Source organism: Cronobacter sakazakii (genome assembly GCF_000982825.1).
GTDB classification, from domain to species: domain Bacteria; phylum Pseudomonadota; class Gammaproteobacteria; order Enterobacterales; family Enterobacteriaceae; genus Cronobacter; species Cronobacter sakazakii.
The window spans coordinates 1,585,232-1,601,855 of the sequence record NZ_CP011047.1; the positions used below are offsets into that span (position 1 = coordinate 1,585,232).

Consider the following 16,624-nt stretch of genomic DNA (forward strand, 5'->3'; position numbering starts at 1 on the left):
AATGCGAATATTTGTCTACGGCAGTTTACGACGCAAACAAGGCAACAGCCACTGGATGACCAACGCCCAGTGGCTGGGCGATTATGACATCGAAAACTACCAGCTCTTCAGCCTGGGGCATTACCCTGGGGCAGTGCCAGGCGAAGGCTCGGTAGTCGGCGAAGTGTATCGCATCGATGCCACGACGCTTGCGGAGCTGGATGCGTTGCGCACCGCGCGCGGCGAGTATAAACGCCAGCTTATCCAGACGCCGTACGGCAGCGCCTGGATGTATGTTTACCAACGACCAACTGAAGGGCTGACCCGCATCGAAAGCGGCAACTGGCTCGACAGATAAAATCGTTCTTCCTCGAAAACCACGCTTCGGCGTGGTTTTTTATTATTCGTAATATTTTTAAATATATTTTAAGGAAAGGATTATCAATAAATCGGGTGATTGTTTTTAAATAGAAAAAAACTGGGTTTTTATCTGATTTTTTTCTTATGGCTATATTTCTTCATTATGCCCTTTTTATGCGGGTATCAATGCCTTAGATGGTGGTTTTATGTATGCTTTCGGCTATTCTTTTTTTAGAATTTATATATGTTGCTGCATCCCATCCTGAAATTTAAAATTCTCGCCAATTCAAGAGCTGGTAAATATAAAATACTCCATACATTGATTTGGTGAATTTTATAAATACGGCTCTTGAATAGTCTGTAAGGAATCGTTTTTATTTACTCAAGGAAATAACATGAAATTCAGCAAGGTTTCTCTGGCAGCGGCAATGGGATTAATGCTGGCGGCAGGCATGGCGAACGCACAAGATCAGGGCCACGGAAAAGTCACTTTCACCGGTTCTATCATCGATGCACCGTGCTCCATTCATCCTGACAGCATCGATCAGACTGTCGGCATGGGGCAGATTTCTAACGTTGCGCTGAAAGCAAACGGCAACACCGGTACTTCCGTACCGCGCAACTTTGAAATCAAACTGGAAAACTGCGATGTCAGCACGCTGAAAACCGTAAAAACCACGTTTACCGGCGCAGAAGGGGCAACTGACGGCTCTCTGGGCATCACCGGTACCGCTAAAGGCGCCAGCATTATCCTGACCAACGGCGACGGCCAGCAGCTCAAACTTGGCGAAGCGTCTGCAGCGCATCAGCTGCAGGAAGGCAACAACACGCTGCTGTTTTCTGCTTATCTGCAGGGTGATGGCGCATCTGCAACCATCGTCCCGGGTGATTTTACTGCTGTCGCAGACTTTACGCTGGCTTACCAGTAAGTCTGGTGCCACCGGGCTGCATACGTCCGCTCAGGCGGGCGTATGATTTTTCGCTTCCAGAGACGGACTTCATGACCAGATTAACGTGTTATGCGATAGCGCTGACCCTCGGAATCGCTACTGCTGCCACACAGGCGTCACCGTCAGCCAGACCTGCTTCAGAATTTGATATCGGCTTGAATGGCCGCGTAAATATGCAAGGCGCGATCGTTTCAAAAGCCTGCGATATCGCCATGGAAAGTCGCTATCAGTCTATCGAAATGCCAGATGAATCTGTCAATGTGATTAAACGTGCTGGTGAAGGTGTCGCAATGCCATTTTCCATTCACCTGGTAAATTGCACCTTTGATACTGGCGAGCCGGACAGCGCACCATGGCAGTTTTTGCAGGTCACCTTTGACGGCGCGGACGATGACGGATTATTCAAAATCACGGGCGAGGCTGGTGGCGTTGCGTTAGCGATTGAGAGCAAAAACGGAAAAGAGATTCACCCGGGTCAACCACTGCCTTATACGGAAATCTCTACCGAAGATATTAAGCTGGATTACGAATTACGCTTGAAAACAACGCATGACGAGTTAAAACCCGGCGCCTATTCGTCAATAATTAAATATCGCATTGATTATTTTTAAATACCGCTGTTCTTCAGTCTTAATTTAATAATAGAGGCAGAGATTGCCCGTAAACAAACCGGCGAAAGGGATATGGCCAGATCACACAATAAACAAGCCTCTCTATCAAAACTGATTGTGCCGTCAGCATTGGCTTTATGCATCTGCGCGTGTTTACGGACAGCGGCAATAGCCGCAGACGATATTCAGTTTAATACCGATGTGCTTGACGTAAAAGATAAGCAAAATATCGATCTTAGCCGTTTTTCAAAGCGCGGTTATATTATGCCGGGCGATTACGGATTTAAAATTAAAGTTAACCAAAACGAACTGGAAGAGCAGACGGTCAGTGTTTTTGCTGCCGAAAATGATAAAAACCAGTCACTGGTGTGCTTTACGCCGGACCAGATCAAAAAATTTGGCTTTAAAGAAAAATACCTCGGGCAATTTAAAGTCTGGCATAACGGCCAGTGTGTCGATATCACGGCATTAAAAGGCGTTGAAGTCACACCGGACCTTGGCAACAGTATGCTGATGATAAGCGTACCCCAGGCTTATCTGGAATATACCTCCGATAACTGGGTGCCGCCGTCAATGTGGGATAACGGTATTCCCGGCGTTATCGCGGATTACAACGTCAACGCCCAGACGCGCCATAACGAAGGGCGTGAAGGCGGTGACGATAACTCGGTGTCCGGCAATGGTACGTTTGGCGCCAATATGGGGCCGTGGCGTCTGCGTGCAGACTGGCAGACCAACTATGACGATCGCTCAGGTAGCAGCGGTCAGAAAAAGTGGACGTGGAGCCGGTTCCAGATGTACCGCGCGCTGCCCAAAATGGGCGCGAAGCTGACTGTCGGCGAAGACTACATGAATTCAGATATGTTCGACAGCGTGCGTTACACCGGCGCAAGCGTCGTGTCTGATGACAATATGTTGCCGCCGAACCTGCGCGGTTACGCGCCGGAAGTGACCGGTGTAGCGAAGACTAACGCCAAAGTCACCATTTCGCAGCAAGGCCGGGTTATCTATGAAACGCAGGTCGCGGCAGGCCCGTTTGCCATTCAGGATCTCAATAACTCAGTCTCCGGGGCGCTGGATGTGCGTGTTCAGGAACAGGATGGCTCGGTACAGGAATATAAAGTCAATACGGCTTCTATTCCTTATCTGACAAGACCTGGCAGCCTGCGTTACAAAATGTATGCCGGAAGACCAAGCACTTACGATCACCATAGCGAAGGCAGTGGTTTTGGTTCGGGGGAATTTTCCTGGGGTATCAGCAACGGTTGGTCGCTTTATGGCGGTCTTGTGGCGAGCCGCAATTACCTGGCCACGGCGTTGGGTGTCGGCCGCGATCTAATGGCGCTGGGTGCGCTGGCGTTCGATATTACCCGCTCCGGCGCGAAGCTCGATAACGGTGAAGACCGGCATGGGCAATCTTATCGCCTGAGCTATTCGAAGCGTTTCGATGACACAGGAAGCCAGGTGACATTTGCGGGTTATCGCTTCTCCGAAAAAGACTTCATGAGCTTTAACGATTATCTGAATTACCGTGCAGATAACGGCAGCTTTATGCAGAGCAAAGAGATGTACACCATCTCCTTTAATCAGCAGTTTGAAAGTATCGGGCTTAGCGCTTATCTGAACTATTCACACCAGACTTACTGGAGTAACCCGGCGGAAGATCGCTATAGCCTGTCGCTGTCTCGCTATTTCGATATCGGGAAAATGAAAAATATCAGCGCGTCGCTGACGGCGTACCGTAACAAATTCAATGGCGAAAACGATGATGGTATGTATGTCTCCGTCTCTATGCCGATGGGCGATACCGGTACGCTGGGATTTAACTCATCCTATGACGCCGACAATAACAGCCATAGCCTGAGTTATTTCAACCGGCTGGATAACGGCGATAACTATCGTATTGCCGCAGGCGGCAGCAATGATGGCGGTAACCTGAGCGGTTATTACGATCACCCTGGAGACCTGGCTGAGGTCAGCGGTAACGTTGATTACCAGCACGGTCAATACAGTTCGGCCGGGTTATCACTGCGCGGCGGGATGACGGCGACGGCGAAAGGCGCAGCATTGCACCGCACTAACGTGATCGGCGGAACGCGCGTTCTGCTCGATACCGGTGACGCCGCGGATATCCCGGTACAGGGTTATGCCAATGCGACGACCACCAACCATTTCGGTAAAGCGGTAATCACAGACGTGAGTGATTACAGCAAAAATAGCCTGAGCATTGATATTAACCATCTGCCAGAAGATGCCGAAGCGTCTGCCTCGGTGGTTCAGGCAACGCTCACCGAAGGCGCCATTGGCTATCGCAAATTTAATGTGATTTCAGGCCTGAAAGCGATGGCGATTATCCGCCTTGCGGATGGAACTTACCCGCCGTTCGGTGCCAGCGTGCTCAATGCGGAAAATCAGGAAATTGGCATCGTCAATGATGAGGGCCAGGCATACCTGAGCGGTTTACAACCGGGCCACCAGTTAAGGGTTAGCTGGAATGGCAATGTGCAATGCGCCGTCACCCTGCCGAAAAATCTTCAGGGAACAAGCCAGAACGAAAATCTGCTGCTGCCGTGCCGCTAAGGCGCGGCGGTTAACCGATTAACTTAACAGGTCATTAATTATGTTAACCATGAAAAAAACCATATTTGCCGCCGCGCTGGCGCTGTCTGGCGTAATGGCAACTCAACAGGCTTTTGCGGCCATCGCGCTCGATCGCACCCGCGTAGTTTATAACGGCGAAGAAAAATCCATTAGCCTGGGCATCAGCAATGAAAACAAGAATCTGCCTTATCTTGCCCAGGCCTGGATTGAAGATGCGCATGGCAATAAAATCACGTCCCCGTTAAATGCGCTGCCCCCTGTACAGCGCGTAGAAGCGGGCGCGAAAAGCCAGGTGAAAGTGCAGGCTTCGCCAGCAATTGCGTCGTTGCCGCAAGACAGAGAAACGCTTTTTTATTTCAACCTGCGTGAAATTCCGCCGCGCAGCAATAAACCGAACACGCTGCAAATTGCTCTGCAGACCCGCATCAAACTGTTTTACCGTCCGAAAGCTATCGCGCTCGATAAAACGCAGGCGGCGCAGGGCGACTGGGTGGAAAAAGTCACGCTGACGCGTCAGGGCGATAAATTTATGGTCAATAACCCGACGCCTTATTTCCTGACTATTGTTGAAGGCGCGACTGGCGTCAAAGGGAAAACGGTGGGCTTTGAGCCTGTGATGGTCAGCCCGAAATCCAGCGCGACGATTGAAGCGTCTGCTGCCGCTTTTGGTAATAACCCGGTGCTGACGTATGTGAATGATTACGGCGGACGCCCGCACCTGCAGTTCGCCTGTAGCGGAACGACCTGCACAGCGAAATTGCTGAAAGAACAAAACTAATCAGCCACGGGAAACCATTGTGATGAAAAGGATGACTCAACTTATGGCGCTCGGCGCGGCGCTCTGTGTCATACCGCCTGTGTTTGCTGATGAGCCGGTTTCAGCCGATGGCGGTACGCTCTATGTGCATGGGGCTTTGCGTGAAAATACCTGTCGACTGGAGATGGATTCCGCGTGGCAGGACGTCGATCTTGGCAATATCACCCGCGCGGATGTGAACCTTGTGGGCAAAATGACGAAGCCGATTCCGGTGACGCTCTATCTGCGAGACTGCCCGGAAATCCCGACTCGCAGTGCGAATATCACGCCGCTGACGCACACCCGCAGTACACAGCAGCCTGCGTACCAGGCGCGCTTTTTGGCTGCGACCGATACGCTGAGGCCGGAGCTTATCAAAGTGACGGGCGCATCCGGCATCGGGTTGCGGTTGAAGACAGTCGCGGGCAAACCGTGAACATGGGGCAGCAGGGAGACACCGTTTTGCTCAACCCAGGTCAGGATAGCGTGACCTATACGCTGCAGGTCGAGCGTACCAATGCACCATTAGTTCCGGGCTCTTATCATGCACTGATCCATTTCAGCATGATGTATCAGTGAAAATGATAATTCCCAACGTGAGGTGTTATATGAAAAAGGTTAGATTTTATTTTTTCTACTTTTTCGGTTTTTTTATTATAAGCCTCTACTCTTCGTCTGTTTTTGCCACGTGCCAGTTCTGGACGGCTGAAACACCGAATATGCTTACTCATGATTTCGACTTTGGAAATATTGTCGTTCCGCCGAATGCTCCTGTAGGAACGGTACTGGCCTCACAAGCAAAAGGGAATAATGGCGATGTCCATATCTTCTGCCAGACTGGCGGCACAATTCATTATTGGCTGAATCCACCGTGGGTAACCTCCACAAGTGTTGATAATACCTATGCAACTAATATACCTGGCGTCGGCATCAGGGTGGGGGCTCGTGGCGGAGACTGGTGGTTTTCTCCTGTTGATGGACATCCTGCAGTATTTGACGGTTACAATAACGTACACTCTGGATATGTTGAATTTTCAATTATTAAAACGGGTGAAGTGACTTCTGGCGGCAGCCTTGATACGGGTTTTGTGGGATATATTGCGGATGACTTTGGCACCCACGCTGTTGAAGTGTGGCTCAATAACGCATCAATTTCTTTACTCGCATGTAATTTGAATGATGGCAAACCCATTGATGTTGATTTTGGTAGCGCTATAGCCACAACTGGGTAATGACTCCAACTTATTGATAGTGTTTTATGTTCAGATAATGCCCGATGACTTTGTCATGCAGCTCCACCGATTTTGAGAACGACAGCGACTTCCGTCCCAGCCGTGCCAGGTGCTGCCTCAGATTCAGGTTATGCCGCTCAATTCGCTGCGTATATCGCTTGCTGATTACGTGCAGCTTTCCCTTCAGGCGGGATTCATACAGCGGCCAGCCATCCGTCATCCATATCACCACGTCAAAGGGTGACAGCAGGCTCATAAGACGCCCCAGCGTCGCCATAGTGCGTTCACCGAATACGTGCGCAACAACCGTCTTCCGGAGCCTGTCATACGCGTAAAACAGCCAGCGCTGGCGCGATTTAGCCCCGACGTATCCCCACTGTTCGTCCATTTCCGCGCAGACGATGACGTCACTGCCCGGCTGTATGCGCGAGGTTACCGACTGCGGCCTGAGTTTTTTAAATGGCGGAAAATCGTGTTGAGGCCAACGCCCATAATGCGGGCGGTTGCCCGGCATCCAACGCCATTCATGGCCATATCAATGATTTTCTGGTGCGTACCGGGTTGAGAAGCGGTGTAAGTGAACTGCAGTTGCCATGTTTTACGGCAGTGAGAGCAGAGATAGCGCTGATGTCCGGCGGTGCTTTTGCCGTTACGCACCACCCCGTCAGTAGCTGAACAGGAGGGACAGCTGATAGAAACAGAAGCCACTGGAGCACCTCAAAAACACCATCATACACTAAATCAGTAAGTTGGCAGCATCACCCAGTAAGCTTTATTTATAAAAGAGATGGGGTATTTATAAAATTTAAATTTTATAGAAACTAACATAACTTTCATACAGAAAGGCTGAGCCTCCTTAAAAAGAGAACGCAATCGGTTTTGTTGGCTTTTTATTAATATATTATAAAGCATAGCCATAACCTTTTAATAAACATCTGCAGGATATGCTTTTCAGTCATCAATAAAAGGAAAGGCGGGGCTTTCCTTTTTCTCTGATTAAATTAGAACACTATGACACCTTTATTTTCCGTTATCCCTCTGTTTATTCTGACGTTGTTTTATATTGCCAACTCTGGCGGTTACGGTATCGCGCTGCCTTTTAATCTGACTTTCCTGTGCTGGCTGGGGAGCCTTGTGATGCTGCTCATCTGGAGGTACAGAAAAGGCGATGCAGATCGCCAGCCATTGTTGTTAGCGGGTGGGTTGTTACTTCTTGTATCCGGCTTTATGCAGGTAAAGGAAAATCCCGGCGTATGGGTGCTGCTGGGTGCTGTCTTTCTGTGGCAGGGCCTGCGGCATCTGTCATTCACATCACGCTACAGGCGTACGATTCTGGTGGTTTTATTTGTGCTGGCGCTCGGCCAGACAACGGTGAGCCTGCTTCAGGTTTTCTGTCCACCTCTCGCCATGCGGCTTTATGAATATGACTGGCTGCGTAATCACGGCCGCCCTTATGGTATTTTCCAGCAGGTGAATCTGCTCGCTAGTTTTCTGGCCTCCGGCATCGGCTGCGGTTTTTTGCTGCTAATGCAACAACGACTGCGCAGGAACGTGCTGCTGTGTACCGCCGGGTTGAGCCTGCTGACGTTTGTACTGGTGCTGAATCAGTCCCGCGCCGGAGCCATTGGCGCGCTATTGATTGTACTCTGCCTCGCAGCCCTGCTATGGCGTCAGCATCCGGCACGCAGCGCGGCGGCGTTAACGCTCATGATAATAAGCGCGGCCTCAGCCTGGTACATCACGCAGCATACGACGGTGCTGGTCAACGGCGTGCCATATTCGCTGGCGCGCAGTTATGGTGAATCGACGCGCGAGCGTTGGCAGATGCTGTGTATTACCTGGCATATGATTATGTTGCATCCCTGGACTGGCTGGGGCTACGGCACGTTTGAATATGCGTTCAGCCGCTTTGTCCTGGCGCACCCGGAATATGGTTTTATCAGCGCAGATGTTATCACTCACCCCCATAACGAACTGCTTTACGCCTGGTTCCAGGGCGGTGTGGTGGCGCTGTCGGGGATGTTATTGCTCTTCGCGGGTTGGGTGAAAATAGTAATGAGCGCCTGGCGGCAGGGCCGTATGCAGACAGGCTACGCGCTGCTGATTATTCCGCTGCTGGTGCATCTTAATCTGGAGTATCCGTTTTACCAGTCGTTCGTACACTTCGGGTTGTTTATCCTGCTGCTGCGCCTCGGTGTTATCGATAAACCGCATTGCCAGACACAGCGCGCAAAGCTGAGCTTGCGCGTCACGATCGCTGCTGCTGCGGCTGCGCTGATGGCCTTTAGCCTGACGGCGCTCTACGCCGGTTATCATCTCACGATGTTTGAGCGCGGCCATCTGGCGAATTTCCCGCGCCCTGCGCCATGGTATTTCGCGCTGCAGGGCGAACGGACAGAATTTGATGAAAATGTGTCACGCCTGATCGACTACAATCGCACCCATAACAGCGCCGATCTCGACACGTTTATGTCCTGGGCTGCGCGGTATTCGTTGCGTCATAACGACAAAAATGTCTGGCAGAGCATGATCGTGATTACGCAATATAAAGGCGATACCGCTGCGGCAGCCCGCCTGCGCGCGCAGTACAATCGCCTGTTTCCTGTTGTTCAAACCAGCGATTCGCCGTAAATCTGTGCTGTCATAAAACTGCCATAAAAGTTTTAGCGTGACTAATTAAGTACTTAACTGCTGCTACCATTTCCGCGTGTTTCCGCCCCATAAAGCTCGTATTTCGCAGGCCGATAGATCCGAAGCGCCCCTTTCAGGCGTGCCTACACCATGGGAAACAGAGTATGAAATTAAACCACCTGACAATCGGGCAACGACTCGGTCTGCTGGCGGCGTTACTGCTTGTCGCGGTGCTGTTTATCGGCATTCGTGGCCTGACTATCAACGCCGACGGGCTTGAGCAAAACAACAACATTATGGCCACGGAAAAGGTGATAGCAGAGAGCATCGACACCGCGCGGAATGCGCAGGTGCAGTTCAAAATCCAGGTACAGGAGTGGAAAAACACCCTGCTGCGCGGCACGCAGGGGCAGGCGGCGTTTGATAAATATAAAGCCGCGTTTGTCGATCAGAGTGACAAAACCCAGGCGCTGTTAAACCGCCTTGCCACACTTCTGCCGCAGCTTGGCATGAGCGTGGACGAGGTGCATCAGACCATCGCGCTGCATGAGGGGCTGGAAAAGAGCTATCTGGCGGCGATTGCGCAATACAATATCGCCGACCCGACGAGCGCCCAGCATGTCGATAAGCTGGTGAGCGGTATCGACCGCGAGCCGACCCGGATGATTGATGACGTCGTCGCGAAAACGCTGAAGCAGGCGGATGCGCTGACCCGTCAGACCGAGGTGCGCAACCTGGCGCAGTATCAGCAGACCCGCACGATGCTGCTTATTACGATGGCGCTGACGCTTATCGCGAGCATTCTGATCACCTTCTGGCTGGTACGCAGCATCACGCGCCCGCTGGCGCAGGCCGTGATTATTGCTCGTAACGTCGCCGCCGGTGATTTGCAGACGGCGATCACCGTCAGCGGCCGCGATGAAACCGCTGAGCTGATGAGCGCGCTCCAGGAGATGAACGGTAACCTCACCCGCATCGTGGCGGGCGTGCGCAACGGTACCGAAACCATCGCCACTGCGTCGACCCAAATCGCCACCGGCAGCCGTGAGCTCTCGGCACGCAACGAAGCGCAGGCAAGCGCGCTGGAAGAGACCGCGGCGTCGATGGAAGAGCTGACGTCGGTGGTGAAAAATAACGCTGAGAACTCGCGCTTTGCGAGCGATATCGCGCGCGATGCCTGCCAGGTGGCCGGGCAGGGTGGCGAAGTGGTTGAGCGCGTGGTGCAGACCATGAGCGAAATCCACCAGTTCTCTACCGAAATTAGCAACATTATCAGCGTTATCGACGGTATTGCCTTCCAGACCAATATTCTGGCGCTTAACGCGGCGGTCGAAGCGGCGCGCGCAGGCGCGGAAGGACGCGGCTTTGCGGTCGTGGCGGCGGAAGTGCGCGCGCTGGCGCAGCGTTCCAGCTCGGCGGCGCAGGATATCCGTAACCTGATTGACCGTTCCGTGAGCCGTATCGCCGAGGGCAACAGCCTGGTGAAAGGCGCAGGCAGCGCGATGGAAGATATCCTGAAAAGCGTGCAGCGCGTGAGCGAGCTGGTGGAAACCATTTCGATGGCGAACCGCGAGCAGAGTACCGGTATTGACCAGGTCAATATCGCCGTGACGCAGATGGACGCCTCGACGCAGCAGAACGCCGCGCTGTCGCAGGAGTCCGCCGCGGCGGCGCAGTCGATGCAGTATCAGGCCGAGAAGCTGCTGGATTCCGTCAGCGTCTTCCGTCTGGCGGCGCACCGGGACGAAGCGCTGGCGTAACGCCCATAAAAAAACACCGCCTTCGGGCGGTGTTTTTTCATTCGCGGCGAATTACTTCTTCGCGCGTTCGAAAGAGGCGCGGATCTCTTCTTTAGCGGCTTCGGCGTTATCCCAGCCTTCCACTTTGACCCACTTGCCTTTTTCCAGATCTTTGTAGTGTTCAAAGAAATGGGTGATCTGCGCTTTCAGCAGTTCCGGCAGATCGTTCACGTCTTTGATGTGATCGTACTCTTTAGAGAGTTTAGTGTGCGGTACCGCAACCAGTTTGGCGTCTTCGCCAGACTCGTCGGTCATTTTCAGTACGCCAACCGGACGGCAGCGGATCACAGAGCCAGGCTGCAGCGGGTACGGCGTCGGGACCAGCACGTCAACCGGGTCACCGTCCAGAGACAGGGTGTGGTTGATGTAGCCGTAGTTGCACGGATAGAACATCGCGGTGGACATAAAACGGTCAACGAACAGCGCGCCGCTCTCTTTGTCCACTTCGTATTTGATAGGATCAGCGTTAGCCGGAATTTCAATAATAACGTAGATGTCTTCCGGCAGATCTTTGCCCGCAGGTACGTTCAGTAAGCTCATGTCTGTTTCCTTAAAAATGTATGGCAAACAAGTGCCAGGTATTATAGCCAACTGCAATGGAAAGTCGTGGACTCTTTTGTTTCACCGGTGAGCCTGCTGCACCTTTCAGCGTTTTCCCATGACACGTTCATCCATAAAGCCAGCTGCATCCTCAATAAATTACTGAAAACGTTTACATTAGGTGTCTGGTAACCCTTTTTACGCTAAAAATTTTTGGCCGATGCCGCGCTGGCGCTTGCCGCGCCGTATCCCGGCTGGCGTTAAATCCCGCCACTTCTGAATTTTAACTTTTTCGTTACTTTTTTGAATTGTGATGTAACGCATTCAGTTACATCCACGCTTGTCTATAGTTTCGCCACAGGTGGACTCTTACCCAACAATAACCCTACGAGGATACCCTTATGTGGAAGCGCTTACTTGTTGTCACAGCAGTTTCGGCAGCCATGTCGTCTATGGCATTGGCTGTCCCGTTAACCGTGGGATTTTCTCAGGTCGGCTCTGAATCGGGCTGGCGCGCGGCGGAAACCAGCGTTGCGAAAAGCGAGGCGCAGAAGCGCGGCATTACGCTGAAAGTCGCTGACGGCCAGCAGAAGCAGGAGAACCAGATTAAAGCGGTGCGTTCATTTATCGCCCAGGGCGTGGACGCGATCTTTATCGCGCCTGTGGTGGCGACCGGCTGGGAGCCGGTGCTGAAAGAGGCAAAAGACGCGGAAATCCCGGTGATCCTCCTCGACCGTTCGATTGATGTTAAAGACAAGTCGCTCTACATGACGACCGTTACCGCCAACAACGTGCTGGAAGGCAAGCTTATCGGCGACTGGCTGGTGAAAACCGTTGCGGGCAAACCGTGTAACGTCGTGGAGTTGCAGGGCACCGTGGGCGCGAGCGTAGCTATCGATCGTAAAAAAGGGTTTGCCGAGGCGATTTCCAAAGCGCCGAACATCAAGATTATCCGTTCTCAGTCCGGCGACTTTACGCGCTCGAAGGGCAAAGAAGTGATGGAGAGCTTTATCAAGGCCGAGAACAACGGCAAAAACATCTGCATGGTTTACGCGCATAACGACGATATGGCGATCGGCGCCATTCAGGCCATCAAAGAGGCCGGGCTGAAGCCGGGCAAAGATATCCTGACGGGCTCCATCGACGGCGTGCCGGATATTTTCAAAGCAATGGCGGATGGCGAGGCGAACGCGAGCGTAGAGCTGACGCCGAACATGGCCGGCCCGGCGTTCGACGCGCTGGAGAAATTCAAGAAAGACGGCACGCAGCCTCCGAAGCTGACGATTACCGAGTCGGTGCTGTATCTGCCGGATACCGCCAAAGAGATGTTAGAGAAGAAGAAAACGATGGGGTATTGATTGACCAGCGTGACGGGTTTTTGAGGTGTTCTTACGGCGGCGGCGGGTGCGCGTTGCTTACCCGCCCTACCTGTCAAAAAGCGGGCAATATGTAGGGCGGGTAAGCGTAGCGCACCCGCCAGCAGGTGTGAGTTTTGTAGGGCGGGTAAGCGTAGCGCACCCGCCGTGTCCAGACAGCGCACCCGCCGCGCCAACCAACATCACGCTAACCGCAACACGCCAGGCTCAGGCAACAGGAGAGTCCGACCATGAATAACGACAACCATCAGGAAATCCTGCGAACGGAAGGCCTGAGCAAAACGTTCCCCGGCGTAAAGGCGCTCGACCATGTCGATTTCAGCCTGCGGCGCGGAGAGATCATGGCGCTGCTCGGGGAAAACGGGGCCGGAAAATCGACGCTGATTAAAGCGCTCACCGGCGTTTATCAACCCGATGGCGGCACCATTTATCTCGGCGGCGAGGCCGTACGGCCGCGCAACACCGCGCACGCGCAACAGCTTGGCATCGGCACCGTCTACCAGGAAGTTAACCTGCTGCCCAACATGTCGGTGGCGGACAACCTGTTTATTGGCCGCGAGCCGCGCCGCTTCGGCCTGCTGCGCCGTAAAGAGATGGAAAAACGCGCCACGACGCTGCTCGAATCCTACGGATTTCATCTTGACGTCCGCGAGCCGCTGAACCGCTTTTCGGTGGCGATGCAGCAGATCGTTGCCATTTGCCGCGCCATCGATCTCTCGGCGCGCGTGCTGATCCTTGATGAACCCACCGCGAGCCTCGACGCTAAAGAGGTCGAGATGCTCTTTACCCTGATGCGCCAGCTGCGCGCGCAGGGCGTCAGCCTTGTCTTCGTCACGCACTTTCTCGATCAGGTCTATGAAGTCACCGATCGCATCACGGTGTTGCGTAACGGGAAATTTGTCGGCACGCGCGACACCGCCGACCTGCCGCAAATCGAACTGGTGAAAATGATGCTGGGGCGCGAGCTTGAGAGCAACGCGCTGCAGCGCGCCGGGCGCACGCTGCTGAGCGAAAAACCGGTCGCGGCGTTTCACGATTACGGCAAAAAAGGCGTTATCGCGCCGTTTTCGCTGGAAGTGCGCCCCGGCGAAATCGTCGGCCTCGCGGGCCTGCTCGGCTCCGGGCGTACCGAAACGGCGGAAGTCATCTTCGGCATCCACCCAGCAGACAGCGGCACGGCGACCATTAAAGGTAAACCGCAAACGCTGCGCTCGCCGCAACAGGCGTCGCGGCTCGGGATCGGCTTTTGCCCTGAAGACAGGAAAACCGACGGCATCATCGGGGCCGCCTCGGTGCGCGAAAACATCATTCTGGCGCTGCAGGCCCAGCGCGGCTGGCTGCGCCCGATCCCGCGGCGTGAACAGGATGAGATCGCCGCCCGCTTTATTCGCCAGCTCGGCATCCGCACGCCGGGCCCGGAACAGCCGATTGAATTTCTCTCCGGTGGCAACCAGCAAAAAGTCCTGCTGTCGCGCTGGCTGCTGACGAAACCGCAGTTTCTGATCCTCGACGAGCCGACGCGCGGCATCGACGTCGGTGCCCATGCGGAGATCATCCGGCTTATCGAAACCTTGTGCGCCGACGGGCTGGCTCTGCTGGTCATCTCGTCTGAGCTGGAAGAGCTGGTGGGCTACGCCGACCGGGTGATTATCCTGCGCGACCGCCAGCAGGTGGCGGAGATCCCGCTTGAGGATCTCTCGGTCGGCGCCATTATGAATGCCATTGCGGCATAAGGAGCTACGCGTGATGCCTCGTTCATTACCGGATACGGGCGCGCCGAAGCGGCGCTTACGCTTCCCGCCCGGCATGCCGCAAATCGCGGCGCTGATGCTGGTGCTGCTGGTCGACGGCCTGGTGGCGGATCACTTTTTCCAGATAGTGCTGCAGGACGGGCGGCTCTTCGGCAGCCCGATAGATATCCTCAACCGCGCCGCCCCCGTGGCGCTGCTGGCGATTGGCATGACGCTCGTCATCGCCACCGGCGGGATTGACCTCTCCGTCGGCGCGGTGATGGCGATTGCGGGCGCGACCGCCGCGACGCTGACCGTGGGCGGGCACAGTCTCGCCGTGGTGATACTGGCGTCGCTCGGCGTCGGCGTGCTGGCCGGGTTCTGGAACGGCATTCTTGTGGCGGTGCTTAAAATTCAGCCCTTTGTGGCGACGCTGATACTGATGGTCGCCGGGCGCGGCGTGGCGCAGCTGATTACCTCCGGGCAGATCGTCACGTTCAACTCGCCGTCGCTCGCCTGGCTTGGCAGCGGCTCGCTCTTTTTCTTCCCGACGCCGGTCATTATCGCGATCGTGACGCTGCTGGCATTCTGGCTTTTTACCCGCAAAACCGCGCTCGGCATGTTTATTGAAGCCGTCGGTATCAATATTCGCGCGGCGAAAAATGCGGGCGTCAGCACGCGGCTTATCGTCATGCTCACCTACATGCTGAGCGGCCTGTGCGCGGCGATTGCCGGGATCATCGTCGCGGCGGACATTCGCGGCGCGGACGCCAACAACGCCGGGCTGTGGCTTGAGCTCGATGCCATTCTGGCGGTGGTGATTGGCGGCGCGTCGCTGATGGGCGGGCGCTTTAACCTGGCGCTGTCGGTTGTCGGCGCGCTGATTATTCAGGGGATGAACACCGGGATTTTGCTGTCGGGCTTTCCGCCGGAGCTGAACCAGGTGGTGAAAGCGGTGGTGGTGCTGTGCGTGCTGATTGTCCAGTCGCCGCGATTTATTGGTCTGATTAAAGGAGTGCGCCGCCATGATAAAACGTAACCTGCCGCTCACCATCACGCTCGCGGTGTTTGTGCTCGGCTATCTCTACTGCCTGACGCAGTTCCCCGGTTTCGCCTCCACGCGCGTGATTTGCAATATCCTGACGGATAACGCGTTTCTTGGGATCATCGCCGTCAGCATGACGTTTGTGATCCTCTCCGGCGGCATCGATCTCTCGGTTGGCTCGGTGATCGCCTTTACCGGCGTGTTCCTCGCCAAAGCGATCGGCTTCTGGGGCATGTCGCCGCTGGTGGCGTTTCCGCTGATCCTGCTGATGGGCTGCGCGTTCGGCGCGCTGATGGGCTGGCTTATCGATGCGCTGAAAATCCCGGCGTTTATTATTACGCTCGCGGGCATGTTCTTTCTGCGCGGCGTCAGTTATCTGGTGTCTGAGGAATCGATCCCGATTAACCACCCGATTTACGACACGCTCTCAAGTCTCGCGTGGAAAATCCCCGGTGGCGGACGGCTTAGCGCAATGGGCCTGCTGATGCTGGGCGTGGTGGTGATTGGCATTTTCCTCGCGCACCGCACCCGTTTTGGCAACCAGGTGTACGCCATCGGCGGCAGCGCCACGTCCGCCAACTTGATGGGCATCTCCACCCGCAGCGTTACCGTGCGTATTTATATGCTCTCGACCGGGCTTGCTACGCTCGCGGGTATTGTTTTCTCCATTTACACCTCGGCGGGCTACGCGCTGGCGGGCGTCGGCGTTGAGCTGGACGCCATCGCCTCGGTGGTTATCGGCGGCACGCTACTTTCCGGCGGCGTGGGTACAGTGCTCGGCACGCTGTTTGGCGTGGCGATTCAGGGGCTTATTCAGACCTATATTAACTTCGACGGCACGTTGAGCTCCTGGTGGACCAAAATCGCCATCGGGCTACTGCTGTTTATTTTTATCGCGCTGCAGCGCGGGCTGACGGTACTGTGGGAAAACCGCCAGAGCGCCGAGGTCACGCGTGTGACGCCGCGCTAACTTT

Annotated in this window: 15 protein-coding genes and 1 pseudogene; 13 read left to right on the forward strand and 3 right to left on the reverse strand. The window is 54.5% G+C overall.

Annotation, left to right across the window (positions count from 1 at the left end; all coding sequences use genetic code 11):
* The first annotated feature begins 1 nt into the window (after position 1).
* From CSK29544_RS07440 to CSK29544_RS22555, 7 genes and pseudogenes are all read left to right on the forward strand, one after another.
* A complete protein-coding gene (locus tag CSK29544_RS07440) occupies positions 2-337 on the forward strand; it encodes a gamma-glutamylcyclotransferase family protein (protein WP_004387569.1) in 336 nt (111 codons plus the stop codon).
* Between the two features lie 397 nt (positions 338-734).
* The gene (locus CSK29544_RS07445; protein ID WP_007852288.1) at positions 735-1,268 is read left to right on the forward strand and encodes a fimbrial protein; all 534 of its coding nucleotides are present in this window, start codon (positions 735-737) and stop codon (positions 1,266-1,268) included.
* Between the two features lie 71 nt (positions 1,269-1,339).
* Positions 1,340-1,900, forward strand: a complete 561-nt coding sequence (locus tag CSK29544_RS07450; protein WP_007871129.1) for a fimbrial protein — start codon at positions 1,340-1,342, stop codon at positions 1,898-1,900.
* 72 nt (positions 1,901-1,972) lie between these two features.
* The gene (locus CSK29544_RS07455) at positions 1,973-4,480 is read left to right on the forward strand and encodes an outer membrane usher protein (RefSeq protein WP_155241616.1); all 2,508 of its coding nucleotides are present in this window, start codon (positions 1,973-1,975) and stop codon (positions 4,478-4,480) included.
* Positions 4,481-4,520: 40 nt separating this feature from the next.
* A complete protein-coding gene (locus tag CSK29544_RS07460; protein WP_029039349.1) occupies positions 4,521-5,279 on the forward strand; it encodes a fimbria/pilus periplasmic chaperone in 759 nt (252 codons plus the stop codon).
* Positions 5,280-5,322: 43 nt separating this feature from the next.
* A pseudogene (locus CSK29544_RS07465) lies at positions 5,323-5,876 on the forward strand (fimbrial protein).
* A gap of 29 nt (positions 5,877-5,905) precedes the next feature.
* Entirely contained in the window at positions 5,906-6,529 is a 624-nt protein-coding gene (locus CSK29544_RS22555; RefSeq protein ID WP_071999653.1) for an MrfF, read from the forward strand.
* Between the two features lie 10 nt (positions 6,530-6,539).
* Here CSK29544_RS22555 and CSK29544_RS07470 read toward each other — a convergent pair.
* Positions 6,540-7,237 (reverse strand): IS1-like element IS1B family transposase gene (locus tag CSK29544_RS07470; protein WP_095033700.1). Its coding sequence is split into 2 segments (ribosomal slippage): positions 6,540-6,988 and positions 6,988-7,237, totalling 699 coding nucleotides; the frame shifts between segments, so codons are not numbered across the junction.
* A gap of 303 nt (positions 7,238-7,540) precedes the next feature.
* Between CSK29544_RS07470 and CSK29544_RS07475 the strand changes: the two genes are divergently transcribed.
* Together CSK29544_RS07475 and CSK29544_RS07480 are read left to right on the forward strand one after the other, a co-directional pair.
* The gene (locus tag CSK29544_RS07475) at positions 7,541-9,160 is read left to right on the forward strand and encodes a PglL family O-oligosaccharyltransferase (RefSeq protein ID WP_007897854.1); all 1,620 of its coding nucleotides are present in this window, start codon (positions 7,541-7,543) and stop codon (positions 9,158-9,160) included.
* 164 nt (positions 9,161-9,324) lie between these two features.
* Positions 9,325-10,920 carry a methyl-accepting chemotaxis protein gene (locus CSK29544_RS07480; RefSeq protein ID WP_007897852.1) on the forward strand — a complete coding sequence of 532 codons (1,596 nt, stop codon included), beginning with the start codon at positions 9,325-9,327 and terminating at the stop codon, positions 10,918-10,920.
* Positions 10,921-10,971: 51 nt separating this feature from the next.
* Here the strand turns inward: CSK29544_RS07480 and ppa are convergent, their stop codons facing one another.
* Both ppa and CSK29544_RS24825 read right to left on the reverse strand, forming a co-directional pair.
* Positions 10,972-11,499: an inorganic diphosphatase gene (ppa, locus tag CSK29544_RS07485; protein ID WP_004388179.1), complete on the reverse strand. Its 528-nt coding sequence runs from the start codon at positions 11,497-11,499 to the stop codon at positions 10,972-10,974.
* A gap of 198 nt (positions 11,500-11,697) precedes the next feature.
* A complete protein-coding gene (locus CSK29544_RS24825; protein ID WP_007897850.1) occupies positions 11,698-11,823 on the reverse strand; it encodes a hypothetical protein in 126 nt (41 codons plus the stop codon).
* A 77-nt stretch (positions 11,824-11,900) separates the two neighbouring features.
* Here CSK29544_RS24825 and ytfQ point away from each other — a divergent pair, with 77 nt between their 5' ends.
* The 4 genes from ytfQ to yjfF all read left to right on the forward strand — a co-directional run bounded on the left by ytfQ (position 11,901) and on the right by yjfF (position 16,620).
* Positions 11,901-12,857 (forward strand): galactofuranose ABC transporter, galactofuranose-binding protein YtfQ, encoded by a 957-nt coding sequence (gene ytfQ / locus CSK29544_RS07490; protein ID WP_004388180.1) that lies wholly within the window; start codon positions 11,901-11,903, stop codon positions 12,855-12,857.
* Between the two features lie 248 nt (positions 12,858-13,105).
* Complete coding sequence (gene ytfR / locus CSK29544_RS07495; protein WP_007897849.1) at positions 13,106-14,608, forward strand: galactofuranose ABC transporter, ATP-binding protein YtfR; 1,503 nt, start codon at positions 13,106-13,108, stop codon at positions 14,606-14,608.
* Positions 14,609-14,621: 13 nt separating this feature from the next.
* Positions 14,622-15,644, forward strand: coding sequence for a galactofuranose ABC transporter, ATP-binding protein YtfT (gene ytfT, locus CSK29544_RS07500; RefSeq protein WP_007897846.1), 1,023 nt, complete (start codon positions 14,622-14,624; stop codon positions 15,642-15,644).
* Complete coding sequence (gene yjfF / locus CSK29544_RS07505) at positions 15,631-16,620, forward strand: galactofuranose ABC transporter, permease protein YjfF (protein WP_007897844.1); 990 nt, start codon at positions 15,631-15,633, stop codon at positions 16,618-16,620. The genes ytfT and yjfF overlap by 14 nt, the downstream gene beginning before the upstream one ends.
* Positions 16,621-16,624 lie beyond the last annotated feature (4 nt).